Annotated in this window: 20 protein-coding genes and 3 tRNA genes; 13 read left to right on the forward strand and 10 right to left on the reverse strand. The window is 41.4% G+C overall.

The window, feature by feature from the left end; translation table 11 throughout:
- The first annotated feature begins 238 nt into the window (after positions 1-238).
- The 3 genes from O4M77_RS05900 (at position 239) to O4M77_RS05910 (ending at position 554) form a co-directional block, all read left to right on the forward strand.
- Positions 239-323 (forward strand) — tRNA-Leu (locus O4M77_RS05900).
- 33 nt (positions 324-356) lie between these two features.
- A tRNA-Trp gene (locus O4M77_RS05905) sits at positions 357-430 on the forward strand.
- Positions 431-469: 39 nt separating this feature from the next.
- Positions 470-554 (forward strand) — tRNA-Leu (locus O4M77_RS05910).
- A 145-nt stretch (positions 555-699) separates the two neighbouring features.
- Here the strand turns inward: O4M77_RS05910 and O4M77_RS05915 are convergent.
- Complete coding sequence (locus O4M77_RS05915; RefSeq protein ID WP_004786362.1) at positions 700-903, reverse strand: hypothetical protein; 204 nt, start codon at positions 901-903, stop codon at positions 700-702.
- Positions 904-1321: 418 nt separating this feature from the next.
- Between O4M77_RS05915 and O4M77_RS05920 the strand changes: the two genes are divergently transcribed.
- Positions 1322-1594 carry a hypothetical protein gene (locus tag O4M77_RS05920; protein ID WP_323714014.1) on the forward strand — a complete coding sequence of 91 codons (273 nt, stop codon included), beginning with the start codon at positions 1322-1324 and terminating at the stop codon, positions 1592-1594.
- Positions 1595-1605: 11 nt separating this feature from the next.
- Here the strand turns inward: O4M77_RS05920 and gloB are convergent, their stop codons facing one another.
- Both gloB and O4M77_RS05930 read right to left on the reverse strand, forming a co-directional pair.
- Entirely contained in the window at positions 1606-2340 is a 735-nt protein-coding gene (gene gloB / locus O4M77_RS05925) for a hydroxyacylglutathione hydrolase (RefSeq protein WP_180139714.1), read from the reverse strand.
- 120 nt (positions 2341-2460) lie between these two features.
- Entirely contained in the window at positions 2461-3045 is a 585-nt protein-coding gene (locus O4M77_RS05930; protein ID WP_323714015.1) for a flavin reductase family protein, read from the reverse strand.
- A gap of 116 nt (positions 3046-3161) precedes the next feature.
- On the opposite strand from O4M77_RS05930, the gene O4M77_RS05935 reads away from it, so the two are divergent.
- Positions 3162-3983, forward strand: coding sequence for a PhzF family phenazine biosynthesis protein (locus O4M77_RS05935; RefSeq protein ID WP_323714016.1), 822 nt, complete (start codon positions 3162-3164; stop codon positions 3981-3983).
- Between the two features lie 141 nt (positions 3984-4124).
- Positions 4125-6890 carry a pitrilysin family protein gene (locus O4M77_RS05940; RefSeq protein WP_323714017.1) on the forward strand — a complete coding sequence of 922 codons (2766 nt, stop codon included), beginning with the start codon at positions 4125-4127 and terminating at the stop codon, positions 6888-6890.
- A gap of 215 nt (positions 6891-7105) precedes the next feature.
- On the opposite strand, the gene O4M77_RS05945 is transcribed toward O4M77_RS05940, so the two are convergent.
- Together O4M77_RS05945 and O4M77_RS05950 are read right to left on the reverse strand one after the other, a co-directional pair.
- Positions 7106-8170 carry an amidohydrolase family protein gene (locus O4M77_RS05945; RefSeq protein WP_180016650.1) on the reverse strand — a complete coding sequence of 355 codons (1065 nt, stop codon included), beginning with the start codon at positions 8168-8170 and terminating at the stop codon, positions 7106-7108.
- A 107-nt stretch (positions 8171-8277) separates the two neighbouring features.
- Positions 8278-8673 carry a DUF3144 domain-containing protein gene (locus tag O4M77_RS05950; RefSeq protein WP_004786347.1) on the reverse strand — a complete coding sequence of 132 codons (396 nt, stop codon included), beginning with the start codon at positions 8671-8673 and terminating at the stop codon, positions 8278-8280.
- Positions 8674-8783: 110 nt separating this feature from the next.
- Here O4M77_RS05950 and O4M77_RS05955 point away from each other — a divergent pair, with 110 nt between their 5' ends.
- Positions 8784-9416: a hypothetical protein gene (locus O4M77_RS05955; protein ID WP_004786345.1), complete on the forward strand. Its 633-nt coding sequence runs from the start codon at positions 8784-8786 to the stop codon at positions 9414-9416.
- A gap of 22 nt (positions 9417-9438) precedes the next feature.
- Here O4M77_RS05955 and O4M77_RS05960 read toward each other — a convergent pair whose 3' ends face one another.
- Positions 9439-10890 (reverse strand): CYTH and CHAD domain-containing protein, encoded by a 1452-nt coding sequence (locus tag O4M77_RS05960; protein WP_323714018.1) that lies wholly within the window; start codon positions 10888-10890, stop codon positions 9439-9441.
- A gap of 120 nt (positions 10891-11010) precedes the next feature.
- Positions 11011-12468: an inorganic triphosphatase gene (locus O4M77_RS05965; protein WP_180104808.1), complete on the reverse strand. Its 1458-nt coding sequence runs from the start codon at positions 12466-12468 to the stop codon at positions 11011-11013.
- Positions 12469-12799: 331 nt separating this feature from the next.
- On the opposite strand from O4M77_RS05965, the gene O4M77_RS05970 reads away from it, so the two are divergent.
- From O4M77_RS05970 to O4M77_RS05985, 4 genes are all read left to right on the forward strand, one after another.
- A complete protein-coding gene (locus O4M77_RS05970; protein WP_180104809.1) occupies positions 12800-13183 on the forward strand; it encodes a DUF962 domain-containing protein in 384 nt (127 codons plus the stop codon).
- An 835-nt stretch (positions 13184-14018) separates the two neighbouring features.
- Complete coding sequence (gene thiE / locus O4M77_RS05975; protein WP_034706393.1) at positions 14019-14639, forward strand: thiamine phosphate synthase; 621 nt, start codon at positions 14019-14021, stop codon at positions 14637-14639.
- A gap of 39 nt (positions 14640-14678) precedes the next feature.
- Positions 14679-15980: a glutamate-1-semialdehyde 2,1-aminomutase gene (gene hemL / locus O4M77_RS05980; protein ID WP_323714019.1), complete on the forward strand. Its 1302-nt coding sequence runs from the start codon at positions 14679-14681 to the stop codon at positions 15978-15980.
- Between the two features lie 127 nt (positions 15981-16107).
- Complete coding sequence (locus tag O4M77_RS05985; RefSeq protein ID WP_323714020.1) at positions 16108-16524, forward strand: heme-binding protein; 417 nt, start codon at positions 16108-16110, stop codon at positions 16522-16524.
- A gap of 53 nt (positions 16525-16577) precedes the next feature.
- Here O4M77_RS05985 and O4M77_RS05990 read toward each other — a convergent pair whose 3' ends face one another.
- Genes O4M77_RS05990 through O4M77_RS06000 form a run of 3 tightly spaced genes read right to left on the reverse strand, consistent with a single transcriptional unit; the run spans position 16578 to position 18099 of the window.
- A complete protein-coding gene (locus O4M77_RS05990; protein WP_180104811.1) occupies positions 16578-16952 on the reverse strand; it encodes a hypothetical protein in 375 nt (124 codons plus the stop codon).
- Complete coding sequence (locus tag O4M77_RS05995; RefSeq protein WP_323714021.1) at positions 16952-17494, reverse strand: type VI secretion system amidase effector protein Tae4; 543 nt, start codon at positions 17492-17494, stop codon at positions 16952-16954. Before O4M77_RS05995 ends, O4M77_RS05990 begins: the two co-directional genes overlap by 1 nt.
- A 2-nt stretch (positions 17495-17496) precedes the next feature.
- Positions 17497-18099, reverse strand: a complete 603-nt coding sequence (locus O4M77_RS06000; RefSeq protein ID WP_180104812.1) for a PAAR domain-containing protein — start codon at positions 18097-18099, stop codon at positions 17497-17499.
- A gap of 245 nt (positions 18100-18344) precedes the next feature.
- Here O4M77_RS06000 and O4M77_RS06005 point away from each other — a divergent pair, with 245 nt between their 5' ends.
- Complete coding sequence (locus O4M77_RS06005; RefSeq protein ID WP_323714022.1) at positions 18345-19055, forward strand: phosphopantetheine-binding protein; 711 nt, start codon at positions 18345-18347, stop codon at positions 19053-19055.
- A gap of 130 nt (positions 19056-19185) precedes the next feature.
- Positions 19186-19830, forward strand: a complete 645-nt coding sequence (locus O4M77_RS06010; RefSeq protein WP_166135116.1) for an RluA family pseudouridine synthase — start codon at positions 19186-19188, stop codon at positions 19828-19830.
- Positions 19831-19887 lie beyond the last annotated feature (57 nt).

The raw sequence follows: 19887 nt of genomic DNA on the forward strand, positions 1-19887 counted from the left end.
ATGCTCGATCAAGATAAGTGAGGTTCTAGAGGTCTGATCTGCTGAGACTGAGCTAGACAAGCTTAGAGATTAAGTTCAAAGCAGTAGCAAAGAAACCTCATAAGGCTGAGTTTTCTTGTTAAATCTTATAAAAAATAAAAAAATTGTATTAACTGTTTAATTTATAGCGGAATAGGCAGTGATTGCTTGTAAAATCACTTGTCAAGCAGATGCGATCGCTATAATATACACAGCCATCGGGGACGTGGCGAAATTGGTAGACGCACTGGATTTAGGTTCCAGCGCCGCGAGGTGTGAGAGTTCGAGTCTCTCCGTCCCCACCAATTTACTCAAGAGATTGAGTAAAATGGCCGAGTAGAGGATTGGTGTAATGGTAGCATGACGGTCTCCAAAACCGTTCGTCAAGGTTCGAATCCTTGATCCTCTGCCAAAGTTTGAAAAAAGTCCAACACTAAGTTGGTACCCTGATGGGGACGTGGCGAAATTGGTAGACGCACTGGATTTAGGTTCCAGCGCCGCGAGGTGTGAGAGTTCGAGTCTCTCCGTCCCCACCATCAAAAGAGACAAGGTTGATACCTTGTTTTTTTTTGCCTGAAATTTTACGGACGAAAAAAAGCCCATCGAAATGGGCTGATTATAGGAATAATAGAATTTTACTCAAATAAAAGGGTAAATCATGAGTGTACTGATTAATCTAATTTAAGCTTTCAGATGGTCTTCAAACTCCTCACCCAGCTGCATGGCCAATGCATTACCTGAAAGATCGCAGGTCACCAGACCATATTCTTTTTTAAAACTGAAACTAAAACCACGATTGTCTGCCAGGGTGCGAACCGAATACCCCAATTTTTCTAACCAAAGTCTAAATGCGAGAACGTTTTTTGCTTTAACCACTTTTTTCACGAGATAACTCCTTCATCAGTTAAATCATAGATAAGGGTGAGAATTTTCGTTTTAAAGGGCAAATACCCTTATTTAAATTAATTTAATTGAATTTGCGGATTTAATGAACAAGATAATATAGACGAAATATAGGGTTTTTAATCTAAGTCTATGTTTTTTATTATTTTCAAGATGTTGTAACTAAATATTTTAATTTTAAGCCTAAATAATTTTTTGAATAGTTATTAATATTCAAATATTTAAATCAATAATTGTTTATTTGTTATTCATTTTAAATTAGGAATTAGCGTGGTTTAAGGTTTTAGAGTTTGAGTAACGCTTAAAAATATACAATCCAGTAAAGTCTCAGAGTATTCAGGTCATGGTTTTAGGCTCAACCCTTTATACTGACATTGATGTAATTTAAATAAGATTGATGATGACTGAATTAAATATTGAACAGTACGTCAAACAGCAAATTGAACTTATGCAGCAGCAAGGGCAGGAGCCTGTAGCTGTGATGCTGGGTCATGAAGACTGGCTGGATTTTTCGGTACAGTCCAAGGTGGCGTATACACCATTTGGCAGTGCGCGCCGTTATCAACCCGCTTTGGATGGATTATTGCTGGTCAGAATTGATGAAATGAATGCGGTACGAGTGGTCACCCAGCAGGAACTGGATGACTATGCTCAGAAGCATCAGCTGCTCTAAGCAGCTATAGTTTAAAACGAGTCTTTCATCACGCGTAAATGTTGAAACTCTTCGACACTGTCTGCGCGTAAAAAAGGATTGGTTTCCAGTTCTGCTGCAATCGTACTGGGTAAGGTGCATTGTCCAAGCATGCGCATACGCTCAACCTGTTCGAAACGCTCCAGAATTGCTGGATTATCCGGTTCTACATGTTTGGCAAACTGTGCATTCGACAGCGTATATTCATGCGTGCAATAAACCTGGGTACGTGGCGGTAAGGCAGCCAGACGAGTCAGAGAGTGGTACATCTGCTGATAAGTGCCTTCAAATACCCGCCCACAGCCCATGGCAAACAGGGTATCGCCACAGAACAGCACATCAATAGCATCCAGGAAATACACGATATGGCCTAGGGTATGTCCCGGTACGGCAATAATCTGTACCTCAACACCATGAAAACTGAACTGGTCGTCATGTTCAAGTGGATGGTTAATAAACGGAATTTTTTCCAGCTCAGCTTTTGGGCCATATACCGGTAATGATTGCTTTTGAATTAAATCCGGAACGCCCCCGATATGGTCTTTATGCCAGTGGGTGAGCCAGATCTGACTCAGCTCAAGCCCATGTTCGGTACAATAATCTTGAACTAGCACAGCTTCAGTGGGATCAATGACCGCGACCTGATGCGTCGGTGTATGTTCAAGTAACCAGATATAATTTTGTAATGAGTTTTTGACATCAATACAGTGGATTTTAAACGGCATCATAAGACATCAGACCAAACAGATATTATGGATAAAGTAGCATAAATTCAGGCAGTCTGACTGTGGTCAAAGCTGCCTGTTTGCAAGAATTTTTTATATGATTTGTTTAAAAAGATCAGTTATTTATTCTGCATCTTTTACTGCGACAGCTTCGCCAATGGTATAGAAGTGGCCGCCGGCGACATGATGAATACTTTTCCATTCTTCGCTGACTTCATGATAGTACCAGTGTCCATCACGGAACACCCGGTCATCAGCATAAGCGGCAATGACCTTACCAATAAACAGATCATGGGTCTGCTGGTTATGTGGCTCGGAAATCAGCTCACATAAAATCCATGCGGCACAACCCTCTACAACCGGAATCTCTTGATCTGCGAATTTGAATAACTGCACACCAGACTGCTCCAGTTTGTTTGGGGCATTGTACAGACTCAATGTTCCCAGGCTATAGACCATTTCCAGCTGTTTAAGGGTCGGAATCTGCAGGGCAAAGTAGCCAGAATTTTCAATTATTTTTCGGGTCTTGGTGCTTTTATCCAGCACTACGGTGACTTTTGCTGGACTGAATTCGAGTGCACATGCCCAGGCAGCGGCCATGACATCAGTGTCTTGTCCATCATTGGCAGACACCAGTACTGTTGGACCGTGTGTAATCAGGCGATAGGCTTTTTCTAAAGGTACAGTTTGAATATGTGAATTGTTCATAAAGAACCTTAATAAGTGAAAAGGGAGAAAAATAAATCATCTGATCCACAGCATATAAAATTCCCCTTCTGGAAAAAAGCTTTTAAACTAAACACCTACATACAGGAGTAAAGAAAATGAAAATGTACCAGGTGGATGCTTTTACGACGGCCCTATTTAAGGGAAATCCTGCTGCAGTCATCGTACAGGATGCTTGGCTGGATGATCACCTGATGCAGAATATTGCCTTGGAAAATAATCTGTCTGAGACCGCTTTTGTCAAAGTGCTGGATGCAGAAAATTATGAAATTCGCTGGTTTACACCGACCAAGGAAGTAGATTTTTGTGGACATGCCACATTGGCTAGCAGCTTTGTATTGTTCAAGGACTTTAGCTCTGCAAAAACCATTTATTTTCATGTCAAAGATCTGGGTATTTTTACAGTACGCCAAGATGAAGATGGCAAAATCCGGATGAATTTCCCGATCCGTCAGCCTGAACTCATTACAGAATATCCGGAAGCCTTAAGACAGGCGCTGACGAAGCCTTTTAAAAATGTTTATCTGAATACGCAAGGTTATATTATTGAATATGAATCAGTAGAAGATGTGCTGGATGAGCAACCCAATATTGAATTGCTGAAGCAGCTGAATGGAAAAAGAACCGCGATTACAGCGGCGGGTCCATTACTGGATGTCGCGATTACCGCTGGCGATACGCAATATGATTGCATATCACGTTATTTTGCACCGAGTAACGGGATTAATGAAGATCCGGTAACGGGTTCAATTCATACCGGGATTGCACCGATCTGGGCGGAGAAATTAAATAAAACTGAACTGGTGGCTTATCAGGCCTCTCAGCGTGGCGGTGTATTGTATTGCGCATTAAAAGAACAAGGCCGCATTGAGATTTCAGGTTATGCCAAACTGTTTATGCTGGCCGAACTTTATATTTAGCTAGCATACTCAATAAAATACCGTGAAATTGCGCGGTATTTTATTTGGCTTCTCATAAAATAGGCTATTCATAATAAAGACTTTTCTCTAAGATCAAAGTGACTGTAAATAAAAATTCACACTTAAAAATTTGGATGAACAATGCAAATACGCTTTAAACGTTTAAGCTTGGCGATTTTATTATCTGGCTGGACAGCGGCCAGTTTTGCACAGCCGGTATTGGTGAGAACAGAACAGAATATCGAAGAATATCGACTGGAAAATGGCTTAAGAATTATTCTTGCGCCCAATGATAAAGAAAATAAAGTGTTTATGAATACGGTCTATCTGACCGGTTCACTGAATGATCCTCAAGGCAAAGGTGGGTTAGCGCATCTGCTTGAACATCTGGCGTTTAAAGGCACGGAAAATGTGAAGGGAGATGAGTTTCAGCGCCGTCTGGATCAATATACCTTAATGACCAATGCCAGTACCGACTATTACTCAACCAAATATACCAATGTGATTCGTCCTGAGCAGACTGCGGTCAATGAAGTGATTTTCCTTGAAGCAGAACGCATGGACAAGCTGGTCCTGCAAGAAAAGTATGTACCGACTGAAATTGATATCGTGAAACGTGAGCGTGAAATCCGTCTGGATCAGCCATTTTCCGTACTGATGGATCAGGTATTTAAATCAGCTTATGGCAATCAATATCTGGGACGATTACCGATTGGCGATTTGAACGAACTGCAATCGATCAAGATGCAGGAGCTGAACCAGTTTTATCGTCACTGGTATGCACCGAATAATGCCCTCATGATTATTTCAGGCAAATTTAATAAGGCAGAAGTGCTGAAGCAGATTGATACCCATTTCAGTCCAATTCAGTCCCGCAAAGTGCCTGAAGCGGTGAAAGTGCCTGCGCTAAAACCTGAACAGATCAAACAGCGTGAATTTACCGTGCAAAAGGGTAGTGATCTGGCCAAATTTAATATTTATCTGAACCAGTCAGAAGAAAGTATTAAAACCACGCTGGCCATGTCTCCAATCTTATATACATTGCAACCTAGCGGACACCTGTATCAGAGTCTGGTCGAGACGGGTAAAACTACTACGGTGCAGTCTATGACCTGGCTGGATAAAGATTTTAATCTGGTGTTTATGGGTGCCATCTATGCGCCAAATCATCAAGTCAAGCAGGTTGAGCAGGGCTTGATTCAGGGTGTAGAGCAGAGCCAGCCATTTAACGAAACCGAATTAAACCGGGCTAAAAGTTTGACCCGAAACCAGGCGGACAATGTTAAAAACAGCGCAACCGCTTTAGGTTCGCGTTTAAGTGAATATATAGTGGCTTATTCAGGTGACTGGAGCCAGTATTTTAAAGATCTGCAAGCCATAGAAAAGCTGGATGTTAATCAGGTCAACCAGGTGTATAAAGCATTCTTTAAGCCGGAATATCGTATTTCTGGCAATATCTTGCCGACACCAGAAGATCAGAAAAAAGCACAGGAGTTGACCCAGACTGAAGTGCCGGCTCAAACTCTGGATCAGCAGGCTGAAGCAGCAGAACCGCTGAAAGATGTCAGTGTCTATCAGGCAGAAGTAAAGCAGTATGTGGCGCAGTCCAAGCAATATTTACAGGCCAAGGACAAACAGATTCAACGTGGCAAACTGAAGAATGGTATTAAATACGCTTTATTCCCGACCCAGACTCAGGATGACAAAGTTTATGCCACCATTGCGCTTAATTTCGGCACGGCACAAAGTTTGTTCAATAAAGGCGAGATTCTGGATCTGACAGCTTACTTACTGCTGCGTTCTTCTGAAACCCAAAGCTTGCAACAGATTGCCGATAAAATTATTGAGTCCGGTGGTTCAGCCACGGCCAGTTCCTCTGAAAATGGCATGAGCATTCAGATCAGTGCCAAAAAAGAGAAGTTTGAGGAATTTTTCCAGTATGTGCTGGATGTGCTCAATAAACCGGCCTTTGAGCAGAGCCAGTTTGACCTGATTAAAGGACAAAGCCTGTCTGCGTTAGACCGTCCTTATACTGAGCCCAATATGGTGGCCGGCCTGACCATGTCTCGCGCGACCGAGATTTATCAGCCGGGTGACCTTCGCTATCATTTTGAACCTGAACTGGCAAAAAAACAGATTCAGGCTGCTACTCGTGAACATGTCGTAGCGTTATATCAGCAGTTCTTTAATACGCATCATGCCCAGATCGCAGTGACAGGGGAATTTAATCCGAAGTCCGTGAGCAAAGTCCTCAAAAATAACTTTGCGAGCTGGAAAGCGAAGCAGCCTTATGAGCGCTTAAGTGGTCAATATACAGTTTATCCGGCACAGAAAATCCATGCGTTGTCTGAACAGCGCGAGTTCGGTCATTATCAGGCTGTCATGACATTCCCGGTCGGTGCAGAACATGTAGATTTGCCAGCCATGCTGGTCTTCCGGCATATTCTGGGTGATTCTCAGTTGTCTTCACGTTTAGCACAGGAATTACGTGAGAAAAATGCGCTGGTTTATGGTTTTAGTGCCAATGCTCAGTATGATGAATGGATTGATTCAGGCGCATTAGGCATTCAGGCGAATTATACGCCTAGCCGATCAGCACAGATGTCACAAGCGGTGCATAAGGTATTGAATGAGCTTCTGGCCAAAGGGGTAACCGAGCAGGAAGTTGAAGCAGCGAAAGCCACGATTTTGAAACAGCGCGTCACTGCACTAGAAGATGATCGCCGTATTCACAGCATGCTGATTCCACAACTGGAAAAAGATCGTAATCTGATCTATCGGGAGAAACGTGATCAGGCGATTGCCAAGCTGACCAAGGCAGATGTCGATGCCGTTATCAAAAAATATGTTAAACCGGATCAATTGGTCGAAGTCATGGCGGATCAGTATGGGAAAGAAGTGAAATAAACTCTGTAATTTTTTATAAGTCTATGACGGTCTCTTTTCATTTTAAATAAATGTTTAGATGTCTATATGGCTACTTTTGCTTCGGCAAAAGTAGCCAAAACCATTTGTCATCCGCAAAACTCGTCCACCACCTTCACGAAATAAATTTATTGTAGAAACAATCCTCTTATGATGTAGTCCTACCTCAACCAGTTACGGATGACGTTTCCGCGTATCTATAGGCGATAAAAGCGTTTGGCATTCTCATAAAAAACCGGCTTTATAGCATGTTCGTCATAGCTCTGCACAATATCGCTAAAGGCATCAATGATGGTGACCAGATCTGTGCTGACACGATCCATCGGGAAATTAGAAGCAAACATGATGCGATCTTTAGCGAAGCATTGTAGGGCATGCTGGATCAATGGAGCCGCGAGCTGAATCAGTTCATCTTTTTTTGCCAGTTTTCGCTCTAAATGAAAACGATGACCGAGTACAGGCATAAACAGACCGGAAATTTTGCTATACACATTTGGGCATTTTGCCAGTTCAGCCAGGTCTTCTTTCCAGGTCTGAAAAATATAGTCTCGCTGCTGTGCTGTTTGTCCTGTTGCTTTACCGACTTTCCCAAAGATGCCGGCAGGTGTGCCCAAGTGATCCAGCACAATCGGCGTTTCAGGAAATGTTTTGGCCAGATGGGCCACATCAGAAATTTGGGTAGAATAAACCCAGGCATCAAAACTTAAATTGGCTTTGGCTAATTCCTCAAATCCTTTCAGAAATTTCTTATTGCAGTATAAATGCGGTTCATCGGTCCAGGCATGAATGCCTTTATCGGCATGGAACGATGCCATTTTACGAATACCACGTAATTTAGGCGAAACTTCCTGATGTAATTGCAGCAGCTGTTTAAAGTTTTTTTGACGAAGATCAGCTGTAGCCACAATGCCGCCTAGCTGAATATTCTGTTCAGCAAAAGGCAGCCCGGCAATAAACCTGGTTTCATTAACCACGCCAGTACCTTTATGCTCATGCCAGCTTGCTTCTATATGAACAATCTGTTCCACCTGATAATGACCGATGTCACGTTTATAATTTTCAGGTAGGTAAGGCGCGGTCAGATGTTCGGTCAGACCAATGGTATCGATCACCGCTTTGGGCTTGATCAGTCGCACCATTTTGTTCAGCAGTTTGGGATGTTTGCCAAATAATTTTACGGCTGAGGCTGCGGCATGCGGTGTGGTATAAGGGTCCCATTGATGAATATGCGGATCTATAATCGGAAAGGGCAGTTGTTGCATGATATTTTTGGTCATCGTTTAATTTTTATTCATTTTTTATAGGATGAATCCAGTATTAAAGTCAAATTAAAAATCAAAGATTTAAAAAAAGCCCCGTAGGGCTTTCATTAATGATCGTGGTCGTGTTGATGCTTGTTGGCATGAAACTCTTCATTACGACGGAAACGTAAATAGTTCTCAAACTGCTCACAGTATTCATCGTAGTTATCTTCCAGCATCATCTGAAATTGCTGCAAGATATAAGACATGACCTGATCTTTAGCGTCGCGCATCTCGTTGCCATCTTTGAAATTGTTGGCAGCGACCCAGGTATTAAAGCGGGCAGTACCAAACAGCATTGCAGCGCTGACTTGACCACGTTTTTCTGCCGGGTTTTCCTGAGAGCCTTTTTCTACACGGCTAAATTCGTTGGCCTGTTTAATAAATTCATCAGCACGTTCAAAGAATGCAGCATTTAACGCTTCTTCTTCGGTTACATCGGTTGCTTCAATCTTTTGAACCATGAATTTTTCCTGATAATAAAATCTTAATCACTAATTATAGGCAAAGCCTTGCAGAAACTAAACCTTTGCCTTAATCTAAAAATAGCCTAAGCAATAAAAATGTAAATCTCATGCAAGATGCAATTGCTGTACAGAGTCTGAAAAGTGATATTGCCTTATTACGCCAGAATATCTGGCCACCAGCAAATCTGGCCAATGTGGAAGGATTGCCAATTTATTATGGCACCAAGTCGCAGGTCGAAGAATATTACAAGCAATGGCTGGGTCTGATTGAAAGGGCACAAGACCTGTTTCAGCCTTTTATGGAAGATGAAGTTCTGGATGCGATTCATTTGCCAAGCCATTTGAATCTGCCTTTATTCTATTTTCATGTGGACCGCATCCGGATTAATAAAACCCGTGCCAAAGAATCCAAAACTTTTCGTGGCATTGCCAGCCTGATTGAAAAATGTGGGCAATTTGAACCGGAACAGATTCAGGCCATGCAACGCTGGCTAGACAGTGATGAGACAGCGGCACTTGTGGCACATCGTGAATTTGTAGATCTGCGTACTTATGTATTCCAGCATGGTCAAAGTGAATACACCCGGACTCGGTTCTATGTGAATGGCATCGTCCTCAGTGTCGAACCACATTTTGAACTGGTTGATGCCCGTGATAAGCCGCGTAAGCAGCGCAGCGATAGTTATAGCGATCCATTAGCTGATAACAATACCTGGAAAGTATATGGAAAATATCGCTAGAGCAATTTTGTCTATTTATCTCTTACCAGAATGGCTGGGTGTGAGAAAATTTTTGTAACTGCTCGGCAGCCTGTTCCGACAGATGCTGCTGTTCTGCGGTGAGCCAGCCGATGACAAACCATGCCTTGGAATGTTTTTTGGCATAAGGCCTATACAGGCTTTCTGCGACAAACAGGTCATTATAATGACCTAAAGTCTCCTGTAAGGGCTTTAACGCTTTCAGATATCTTTTGATTTCCTTTTCCGGAAACAGGCTTTGCAGAAATTCCACATTATAACGCAAGCGTTTAACCCGCTTGCGGGTTCGGTGGCGTGATTCAATATCCAGTTCCTGATAATTCTCTGCATCTGCACAGACTTTCTGATGCAGTTTGCTGAGTCCTTTACACAGGATTTTATGCGAGGACTTTTGCTGGTTTGCACTCTGATCCTGACTAAATTGTAGTAGCTCCAGTATCAGCTCCATCGTAGCTGGCTTTCTGAATAATTGGCTAATATCTGCCTGATCCTGTTGGGCTGGAGGCAACTGCAATACTGGTGAACCCGCAGCTTCTAGCTGAGGAAGCAGACTTTCAGCTAAAGCATCGCGATCCCGAGTAGAGCCTAATTGCTGGAAGATATTGCGTAACTGATCCTGCCATTCCTCTGGCAAATCCTGATGATAGGGCTGGAAGATTTTTAAGGCACTGCGTAAACGCCGGATAGCGACGCGGGCCTGGTGCACATGGTCACTATTGTAATTCTCTAGCGCAATCGCCGTCGCATTGGGAAACAGGTGCGTCAGACAGTTGGTGATAATTTTTTGCAAGATATGATGAATATCGTCTTTAGCTGCGAGCTCTAAGGTTGTCTGATGCTGGACCGGAAGATCAGTTTTATTATTCAGCAGAGCATAACCACGTTCAGATTTGCTGCGTACATCCAGCCATAACTGATAACGTTGAATCCAGGGTTTAACAAAATCAATTAAGTCATCAAGTTTGCCACTTTTGAGCTCAAATTCAACTTCATAAATATCCAAGGTCTGGCCATTAGAACGAATCTCACCTCTATCCAGTGCAATTTCAATCTGACTTCCTCGGTAATTTTCAATCCAGAGATCCCGCTCTACATCAGTTTCAAATTGTAGAGTCAGAGACGTATCTAGGGTGTGAAGTGCCTGTTTTAGAATCTTCCGAGCCTGTTTATGCTTGGCATAAGCTTTTAAATCACAGTTGTCCGGTGCGGTATCCAGTCTTTCTTCCAGCTCAAAGCGTTCAAATTGATGCTGGCTCGGTGCTTTTAAGGTCTGAAACCATTGCTGATCTTCCAGACGCTGCCGGAGTGCAATTTTGTGCTGCTGTAACTGCTGATCGGCAGTATCAAAGTATTTTGCACATAAATGATGTCGAGTTGGCCTGTACTGCTGAAAATCTTGTTCGAATTGGTGACGTATACTTTGCGGAATCTGGAATTTGAGTTCGATTTCTGCCATCGGGCCATTCCTTCTCGATGAAGCTCATAACAATCAATATAGACCAAACAACAAAAGTATTGTGATGTGCTTGTGCAACAAAAAGCACGCCGTAGCGTGCTTTGAAAGTCAGTTAAATACTTATTTAAGAAATTTGCGGCTGACCAGAAACTGTTCTGTCGCTTCCAGTAAGCGCTGTGCATAGACTTCCTGCTTGGCAGTCAGCCAACCCAACACAAACCAGTCACTGGCTTCCAGCTCGGTCTGTTGAATATAGGCTGCAGAAGAGGCCAGCGTCTGATATTCATTTGCTGCCTGCTGTGCATCATTTAAAGCCTTGCTGTATTTTTGTAGGTTTTTGACATCATAAATCGTGGTCAAAATTGGGAAGCTGAATTTTAATTCCTGAATGCGAATTGCTAGCTGATCCAGACTCTCAAAATTGGTAATATCAGTCTGGTTCATCTGTTCCTGCAAGACTTTGTATTGTTGCTGCAGGGTAGTTTGCGCTGCAAATTTTAATTCCAACGGTTTAGCTTCATCTGTACTTAAGCTGAAGATCAGCAATTCCAGATAGTGATGCACATTCTGGGTGGACTTCACCAGATTGCTCAGCTTCTCTTTGGCATAGAGAATATCTTTAGTCAGGTTCTCTGCAGTCGTAGGATTTTGCAGGAAGCCAGCTAGGGTGTTTTGCATGTGCTGTAAATGTTGCAGATGTTCAAACTGATGTTTAAATGCAGCAAGCTGATGCGCCCATTTGTCTGAAACCTGAGTATGCCAATCTTTAAACAAAAGTAGGGTCAGATAGAGATGATCCAAGGCCTGTTGTGCCTGATCAATATGTTCCTGCTCTGCCAATTGCGCGGAGATTCCCGCGATATTGGGCAATAGATGCTGCATTTGCTGGGCCACCAGATGACACAGGTTTTTACCCGCACTATCTTTTTTGCTGATCTGGAATTCTTTGGCAAAAGTAGCGGGACTTACATTCTGATGAGTCGCTAACAAATTCCCGATTTCAGCCTTACTACGTACATCCAGCCAAAGCTGATATTTTTTGACCCATTCAAAACTAAAGGCCAGCAAATCCTGAATTGAGCCATGCTTTAACTCGAATTCAACTTCATGCACCTCCTGCTCAGCATGAGGCGTGCGAATACAGCCAATATCCAGGCTGACTTCGATTGATGTGTTTTCATATTCAATCACGCGCAAGGTACGGGCAATATCGGTTTCAAACTGCAATTGCAGCTGGTCAAACTGATCACCTAAAGCACGATTAAGCAAGGCTTGCGCTTCAGCAGACTGCTTGTAAATACTCAGGTCCAGCTCAGGAGACTGTTCTAATTCACCCAGATCATGATTATGCTCGAAACGTTCAATGTGGCTTTTGCCTGCCGCTTTTAACGTCTGAACCCAACGACTGCCTTCTAATCGCTGACGTAGGGCAATTCCATGCTGGGCCAGTTGACGGTCTGCAGTATCATAGTATTTGGCTTGAAGCTGGATCTGTTGAGATTTCTTGGGATCAAGTGCCTTAAGCAGGGCAGTACGGCGTGCCGCGGGAATCTGGAACTTGAGTTCAACTTCAACCATGATAATCATCCTGTCTATTCAATTTATTGAAAAATATTAAAAATAAATTGAATTTTTATTCGCTTGCATGAAATTCCGATATGAAACGGAAATATTTTTAGACTTTTGAGCGGCTGATTGTAACGAAAAACCAATCTGATGTAAGACTTGACCGATTGAAAAAAATGGAAATGGAAAAATTAAGTTACTGATCTCATTCGCCGGTTTTTATTGAAAGCATGACAATTCAATATCTAAGCTAAATTCAGGAGCAGAATTGCATGAAAATAAAGGTACTTTTAATTGCCTAAATTATGCGCTAAGGTGAAGAAAAAAGATCAGGATGATGATAATGAATGCACAGGTGCAGCCGAGCAATGAGATTGCAGAACTGACTTCTCCAAAAATGCCGATTCGTGACTATCATGAATTTTACCGGTTTTATCTAACCGAACATCGCCATATCATGAGCCGCCGTTTGCATGTCGCCGGCAGCAGTATCGGTATATATTTTTTTAGCAAAGCCCTTCGTCAGCGTAAAGCCAAATATCTGGCCTATGGACTACTCTCAGGTTATGCCTGTGCCTGGATTGGTCATTTCATTTTTGAAAAGAATAAACCGGCCAGCTTTAAACAGCCGCTATACAGTTTTATTTCAGACTGGCGTATGTTTGCCGATGTATTACGTGGTAACCTGAGTCTGGTTGATCGTAAGCACGACAAAATTCCAAGTTAGGGCTTATGACGTTTTATCGGATTTATGCTTAAGTATTGCAATAAAAACGATAAAAACACTTGCAAGTGTAGAGTTATTATTCTATTAATTGTTTTATTGCTTATTCAGTATTTTATCAAAGAGTATAATTCACTGAATAAATCAGTTTTCCAAGCCTGGAGCGACCTTCTCCGGGCTTTTTTTATATTTAAAAAAACAGAAAGATCTGCATTGACGTATTTTTAATTTATCTGAATGATTTAGAAAATATTCACGAGATGAATGAACCAAGTTTGAGAGATAAGATGGTCAGTTCTGCTTAGATGGGTCGATCCTTTCTAGCTTTGACACGTCTCCCCATAAACGGTTTACCCAAAGCTAGAAAGGATCTGGTAGATAAAACACAGCTTTTGCTTTTCTATTTATGTGTTGTGTTCGAACTTATTTAAATCCTTTAATGCATGTAGACCTATCCCTGAAATTGGGTATTTTAAAGTTTTCTTTAAGTTTTGTGATTAATGGTATTCAAGCAATTTTATACACAGGAATCGTAAAATCCGGACATAAAAAAATCGCTTTCAGAATTTTGCAACTTCTCCACTAAGTTATCTGCAAAATCCTAAAAGCGTTTGTCGGAGGGCGTAAGCATTAACACTTTATCATTATTGTTATAAAACCATTAAAACGTAAATTCTCGCAGTCGCCTATCACTGAAAATAGGGATATTGATCAATCACCTGTATAAAAAGTACAAATAATAATCTAATCCCTGAATCGGGTATTATTCAGTGTTTAGGATGGGGAAACTCGCCCATTTATGCCTATAATAGCGTATGTATTTTGAATGGCGGCAGTCATGCGCGGTTTATATTTAATTACCAATGATGATCCTATTGAACTTCTCCTAGCAAAACTTGAAGGTGCAATGGCGACTTATGAAGTTGCGGTACTTCAGTATCGTCGTAAAAAAGTAGCGAAAGAAGATCAGGCTTACGAAATCGAATATATGAAACAAATGTGCGAACAGTACAAAGTTCCATTTGTGATTAATGACGATTTAGAAACTGCAGTAAAATATGGCGTAGGCGTGCATTTGGGTCAGGATGATGGCTCAATTCAGGAAGCTGTTGAACGTTTGCCTAAAAATGTATTGATTGGCCGCAGTTGCAACAACTCACTTGAGCTTGCTGAACAAGCCATTGCTGATGGGGCTAATTATGTAGCTTTTGGCGCGATCTATGCGACTGACACCAAGCCAGAAGCAGGTAATATTGGTCTGGAAACCTTAAAACAAGCCAAAAGTAAATTAAATGTACCGATTTGTGCTATTGGTGGTTTAACGGTGGAAAACTCGAAAGAGGTCATCGAGGCCGGTGCAGATCTTTGTGCAGTCATTAGTGATGTTTTAGGTCGTTCAATGTCTACTGTCGGTCAACGTGTGTATGACTGGTCAGAACTATTTGCTGAACAAGCTTAATTTTTATTTCTTATTGTATTTTTGAGTTGAGTGATTCTCATGAGTTTATCTCCAAAGCAAGAACAACTATTTAAACAAGCCAATAAACATATTCCAGGTGGCGTAAACTCACCTGTACGTGCTTTTAACGGTGTAGGCGGCACGCCAGTCTTTATCGAAAAGGCACAAGGTGCTTATCTATACGATGTCGATGGTAAACGTTATGTGGACTATGTTGGTTCATGGGGCCCAATGATTCTGGGTCATGCGCATCCATCAATCATTAAAGCGGTGCAAGATGCAGCTGTTGATGGTTTAAGCTTTGGTGCACCAACCGTGCATGAAACCACTTTGGCAGATATCATTTGCGACATCATGCCATCCATTGAATTGGTACGTATGACGAATTCTGGTACTGAAGCGACCATGACTGCGATTCGTCTGGCACGTGGTTATACTGGTCGTGACAAGATCGTAAAATTTGAAGGTTGTTATCACGGTCACTCTGACTCGTTGCTGGTAAAAGCAGGTTCTGGCTTGTTAACTAAAGGCGAAGGTGAAGCGACTTCTGCGGGTGTACCTGCTGATTTTGCCAAACATACTTTAACTCTTCCTTATAACGACATCGCCACTTTAAAAGAATGCTTTGCCAAGTTCGGTTCAGAAATTGCCGGTGTAATTGTAGAGCCAGTAGCAGGAAACATGAATCTGGTGAAACCGATTGATGGTTTTCTACAAGCTATTCGTGATGTCTGTGACGAACATGGTTCAGTCTTCATTATTGATGAAGTGATGACAGGCTTTCGTGTGGGTCTTGGTGGTGCTCAAGCACATTATGGCGTGACTCCTGATTTAACGACTTTGGGTAAAATTATTGGTGCGGGGTTGCCAGTCGGTGCTTTTGGCGGTAAGCGTGAAGTGATGGAATGCATCGCGCCACTAGGTAACGTGTATCAGGCAGGTACTTTGTCCGGTAACCCGCTAGCAATGCGTGCCGGGATCGAGATGTTTAAACATCTGCGTGAGCCAGGTTTTTATGAAAAACTGACTGCTCAACTTGAAAAACTTCTTGCAGGTTTACAAGCAGCTGCGGATGAAGCCGGTATTCCATTCAAGACCCAGCAAGTGGGCGGCATGTTTGGCCTGTACTTCACTGATCAAGAAGACATCACCAGCTTTGATTCAATGCTGAAATGTGACGTAGAAGCTTTCAAGAAATTCTTCCATGGCATGTTAAGTCGTGGTGTGAACCTGGCTCCATCTGCATTTGAAGCAGGATTTATTTCAGCTGCGCATAGTGATGAAGATATTGAATTTACGATTCAAGCGGCTAAAGAAACTTTTGCTGAAATGAAAGGGTAATACAACCTCTCCCTAACCCTCTCCTAAAAGGAGAGGGAACATAAGCCCGAATTCCTTCGGGCTTATTTTATTCTTTTAATTAGACCGCAAAGATTTGAAATTGATAAATTAGAAATTGGATAGTTGAATGAAAACCAAACATTATCTGACCTTAAGCGATGCTGAGTTTTTATTAAATCAGGCCTATGAATATGCGCTAGAAAATGGCTTTAATGTCAGTATTGCTGTCGTTGATGAAACTGGTAATTTGCTGGCAATGAAGCGTATGGATGGGGCTTCACCGATGACAGCAAACCTGTGTCTGGAAAAAGCACGTTGTTCTGCAATGAGTCGCCGACCATCTAAGCTGTTTGAAGATATTATTAAAGGCGGCCAGATGGGCTTTCTGACAATAGATACCTTCTCCGGTATGTTGGAAGGTGGTGAGCCGATTCTGTATCAAGGGCAGTTGGTGGGTGCGATGGGTGTATCTGGTGTGAAGTCATTTGAAGATGCGGAGATTGCACAGGTGGCGATTGAGAAGTTTTTAGCGCAGCAGAGCTAGACATTAGGCACTTGAGAATGGTGCTGACATTCTCAAGTCGAGTATAAAAATCACTATCGGATGAGATAGTGATGCTGCTGTTTAATCATTTCCTTATATTCTGTCGAATTATACAGATCTAAACAATGCATTAATATCGCAGGCATTGCTTTACTTTTATATACCTTAGTTTTAGTTTTCATGTATTGATTTATATATTTTTTTAAATTTTTATAGGCAGGTTCTTCATACGAGCCATGTTGGAAATATCCGCCCATCGCTAGAGCTGCCTCCGAACTAAGAGCTTGATCTTGAGTCATCGTCATACAATAACTAAATCCAAAATTTTTGATATTGAGCTCATCTGCATTTGATATGGATTTATTTAAATCGTTTGCATAACATGCACTCATCACTAGAAAACTAAAAAATATGGCAATAATTTTCATTATCTTAAATTCCAAAACAGAATATCTGTGGTTTTTATGCTAGGTGTATTATGAATAAAGTAACAGCTATCTCCACAATCATTTCCATTCCATAAAGTGACATGTCCAGAAGCATCTCCCCAACCAGACACTTTAAAAACAATAATTCCTTTTTTTCCTTTTAATTGTGATGATAAATCTTGGTTATTTTGAGGCTTAAAGGAGAGATCCGCATTTCCTAAATTTTGTTCAACAAAGGTGATCATTTCGCGAACCCTCAGTAAATAAGGTTTATGATCAGCTCCTCTGACTTTATAACCTCTCGTTGACTGTTTAATTGGCATTCCACCGTAGTTGAAGGATCTACTTAATCTTAAAGCACAGGCATTTGCATACCCGGTAGGATTTTCTTGATATAAAGCGATCGCCTGGCCTCCCACCATAGAATACACATCACTTGCTGGCATCTTTACGGGATAATATTTCCATAATTCGGAAAATAAAGGTCTTTTTGCTTGTATGGTTGAAGAACGCCCACCAGCCCTTGCAGTTATACTCACCATATTTAGTATTCCGTATCAATTATTATTGTTTTTCCTTGAAAAATATTTTTAAGTAGCCCCTTACCTTCAGCATCAATATCAAGTGAAATAGTAAAAGGGTTAAATGCGTTTATTTCGGAAGGTTCTGGTTTTATTTCGATAGTAATAATATCGCCTTGTGCATAACCAGAAGTTTCAATATGCAAATTTAAGTCATCAAAAAATCTGGACTTTTTTTCTAAAAGAATAAAATTGTCTCCATAGCTCCAATAAATATTATTGATAGTCTTTACTTTTTTTTCTTCAATATATTTATCAGCTATATAGGGTGTTGATTGATCACTTTTACTTGAGAACATACCATTATTCATGACAGCCAAATCAGAAATTTTCAGGAATTTTGAACCACAAGTTGACCTGTCTCCTACTGCAACAATACTTCTACCGAGCACAACCATAAAACCCCGATTAGAAGCAAGTGCTTTGGATAGGACATTACATTTAGGACAATAATGTACCATTCCATCCAAATGCACTGCTTTCCCAGCTACCAAAAAAGAAGGATCGCCAAGAGTAATGATTCCGCCATGATCAGTTTTACAACCAACTGTTATTAATGCTTTCATTGTTATTTTTTATTAATCTTTTATAAAATTAATAATAACATAACCATATAAAATCAAAGGTTTGGTTTAAAATTCATCTTATCAGTTTGCATATAACTACTATAATGGCTGAGTGTAGATATAAGTCCTTTTTACTTTGTTTAAATCTTATCCTGCTGACTTTTTAAGTATTGAGTACCTTTCAAACTCAGTTAGCATATACCCTCACCATAAATGCTGACTGTCTTAAGCCCAAAGAGAATTCTATGCTGTACCCAATGCCTAAAAAAATCCAACTCGCACCATCTCAAGCCAAATGGCAATTGGCATCAGCACAATCTGTTTTAGTTCTTGTAGGCTTACAAAATCTACGCATGATACAGGGCATTCAAGACAGTGTGCTTATGCACAACCTGATTCAAATCAGCAACAAAGCCAAAGCACTCGATATTCCCATTGTCGACCTGTACGGTGATGATTTAATGCAGGGTATGCAGCAACTTGGAGAATATGCTTCAACTCATCCACAACTGATTTTCGCCGGACAAATTACACCGATGCTGAAACAAATCCTGCCACATCTGCAAAGTGTGACAGAACAAATTTGCATAATTAATGATGCAATTTTGATGCCTAATCAGGAACAGCATATCCAGTGGATTGAGAATATATCGGCACAAGCTTTGCATCATATGAATAGCTATAGTCTGACCCGATTGTGGAACTTAAGTGCGCCGTCAGAATATGTGTTGTCAATCAAAGGTATTATGTTAGCAGTAGCTGAACAGCTGGATATGGATGCGCTGGAAATTGATCCTTATGCTGACTTAAAACAGTATGGACTGGACTTGGTTGCGGTAGTGAGTCTGGTTGGCACATGGCGTGCGCATGGTGCTGAGCTGCGTTATGAAGATGTGCTGGAACACCCGTCATTACATGATCTAGCGAGCTTTGTAATGCAATCTGCACGTCGATAATCGGTAATTGGGTAATTTTCTTAAAATAATCGGAAATTTCATCGCCATTTACATAAATGCGCATTGTAATTATCACTCAAGCTTTCTATTATGGCCGCCTTGTTTTTCGCGATCAGCGTGGGATTGAACTTTGAGTAATTTTCTAACCGAACATCTGATACATCGTGATGAAGATTTTATGGTCATCCATAAGCCTGCAGGCTTACTCACAGTGCCCGGTAAAACAGAAGATTTACAAGATTGCCTGATCAATCGCCTCATCAAATTAGAACCTAAAACTTTACTGATCCATCGTCTGGATCGAGACACTTCCGGTATCTTAGTATTTGCTTTAAGCCGAGAAGGGCAAAAATCCATTTCTCGCCAGTTCCAGGAACGCCAAACCGATAAAACCTATCAGGCCATCGTGGCTGGAACATTAGAAGGCAAGGGTACAGTTGATGTGCCTGTCATTTATGATCCAAGCCGTCCACCACTGCATATTGCTGAACCGAATCATAATAAGCCGGCAATTACAGAATGGCTGGCCATCGAACATTTTGAAATTCAGGGGCAAGCAGTGACTCGGGTGAAACTGACTCCGATTACTGGTCGTTCACATCAGCTCCGTGTACATATGCAATATCTCGGACATCCGATTATTGGCGATACCTTGTATGCGACGCCAAAGCAGCAACAGCTTAGTCCACGTCTGTGCTTACATGCTGAGCGTTTAAGTTTTTATCATCCTAAAACACAACAGTTAGTTGAATTTAATTGTCCGGCTGAATTCTAGGAAATACTTGTTTAATCGACGTGAATTATGCTCACTTTTTAGTGGGCTTTATGTCAA

Origin of the sequence: Acinetobacter sp. YWS30-1, from assembly GCF_033558715.1 — a bacterium.
In the GTDB taxonomy this organism is placed as follows: Bacteria; Pseudomonadota; Gammaproteobacteria; order Pseudomonadales; family Moraxellaceae; genus Acinetobacter.

Bases quoted from the DNA above. Each gene is read 5' to 3' on its own strand.
- O4M77_RS05920 (WP_323714014.1), top strand. From the start codon at position 1,322: ATGACTGAATTAAATATTGAACAGTACGTCAAACAGCAAATTGAACTT.
- gloB (WP_180139714.1), bottom strand. From the start codon at position 2,340: ATGATGCCGTTTAAAATCCACTGTATTGATGTCAAAAACTCATTACAA.
- O4M77_RS05930 (WP_323714015.1), bottom strand. From the start codon at position 3,045: ATGAACAATTCACATATTCAAACTGTACCTTTAGAAAAAGCCTATCGC.
- O4M77_RS05935 (WP_323714016.1), top strand. From the start codon at position 3,162: ATGAAAATGTACCAGGTGGATGCTTTTACGACGGCCCTATTTAAGGGA.
- O4M77_RS05940 (WP_323714017.1), top strand. From the start codon at position 4,125: ATGCAAATACGCTTTAAACGTTTAAGCTTGGCGATTTTATTATCTGGC.
- O4M77_RS05945 (WP_180016650.1), bottom strand. From the start codon at position 8,170: ATGCAACAACTGCCCTTTCCGATTATAGATCCGCATATTCATCAATGG.
- O4M77_RS05950 (WP_004786347.1), bottom strand. From the start codon at position 8,673: ATGGTTCAAAAGATTGAAGCAACCGATGTAACCGAAGAAGAAGCGTTA.
- O4M77_RS05955 (WP_004786345.1), top strand. From the start codon at position 8,784: ATGCAAGATGCAATTGCTGTACAGAGTCTGAAAAGTGATATTGCCTTA.
- O4M77_RS05960 (WP_323714018.1), bottom strand. From the start codon at position 10,890: ATGGCAGAAATCGAACTCAAATTCCAGATTCCGCAAAGTATACGTCAC.
- O4M77_RS05965 (WP_180104808.1), bottom strand. From the start codon at position 12,468: ATGGTTGAAGTTGAACTCAAGTTCCAGATTCCCGCGGCACGCCGTACT.
- O4M77_RS05970 (WP_180104809.1), top strand. From the start codon at position 12,800: ATGAATGCACAGGTGCAGCCGAGCAATGAGATTGCAGAACTGACTTCT.
- thiE (WP_034706393.1), top strand. From the start codon at position 14,019: ATGCGCGGTTTATATTTAATTACCAATGATGATCCTATTGAACTTCTC.
- hemL (WP_323714019.1), top strand. From the start codon at position 14,679: ATGAGTTTATCTCCAAAGCAAGAACAACTATTTAAACAAGCCAATAAA.
- O4M77_RS05985 (WP_323714020.1), top strand. From the start codon at position 16,108: ATGAAAACCAAACATTATCTGACCTTAAGCGATGCTGAGTTTTTATTA.
- O4M77_RS05990 (WP_180104811.1), bottom strand. From the start codon at position 16,952: ATGAAAATTATTGCCATATTTTTTAGTTTTCTAGTGATGAGTGCATGT.
- O4M77_RS05995 (WP_323714021.1), bottom strand. From the start codon at position 17,494: ATGGTGAGTATAACTGCAAGGGCTGGTGGGCGTTCTTCAACCATACAA.
- O4M77_RS06000 (WP_180104812.1), bottom strand. From the start codon at position 18,099: ATGAAAGCATTAATAACAGTTGGTTGTAAAACTGATCATGGCGGAATC.
- O4M77_RS06005 (WP_323714022.1), top strand. From the start codon at position 18,345: ATGCTGTACCCAATGCCTAAAAAAATCCAACTCGCACCATCTCAAGCC.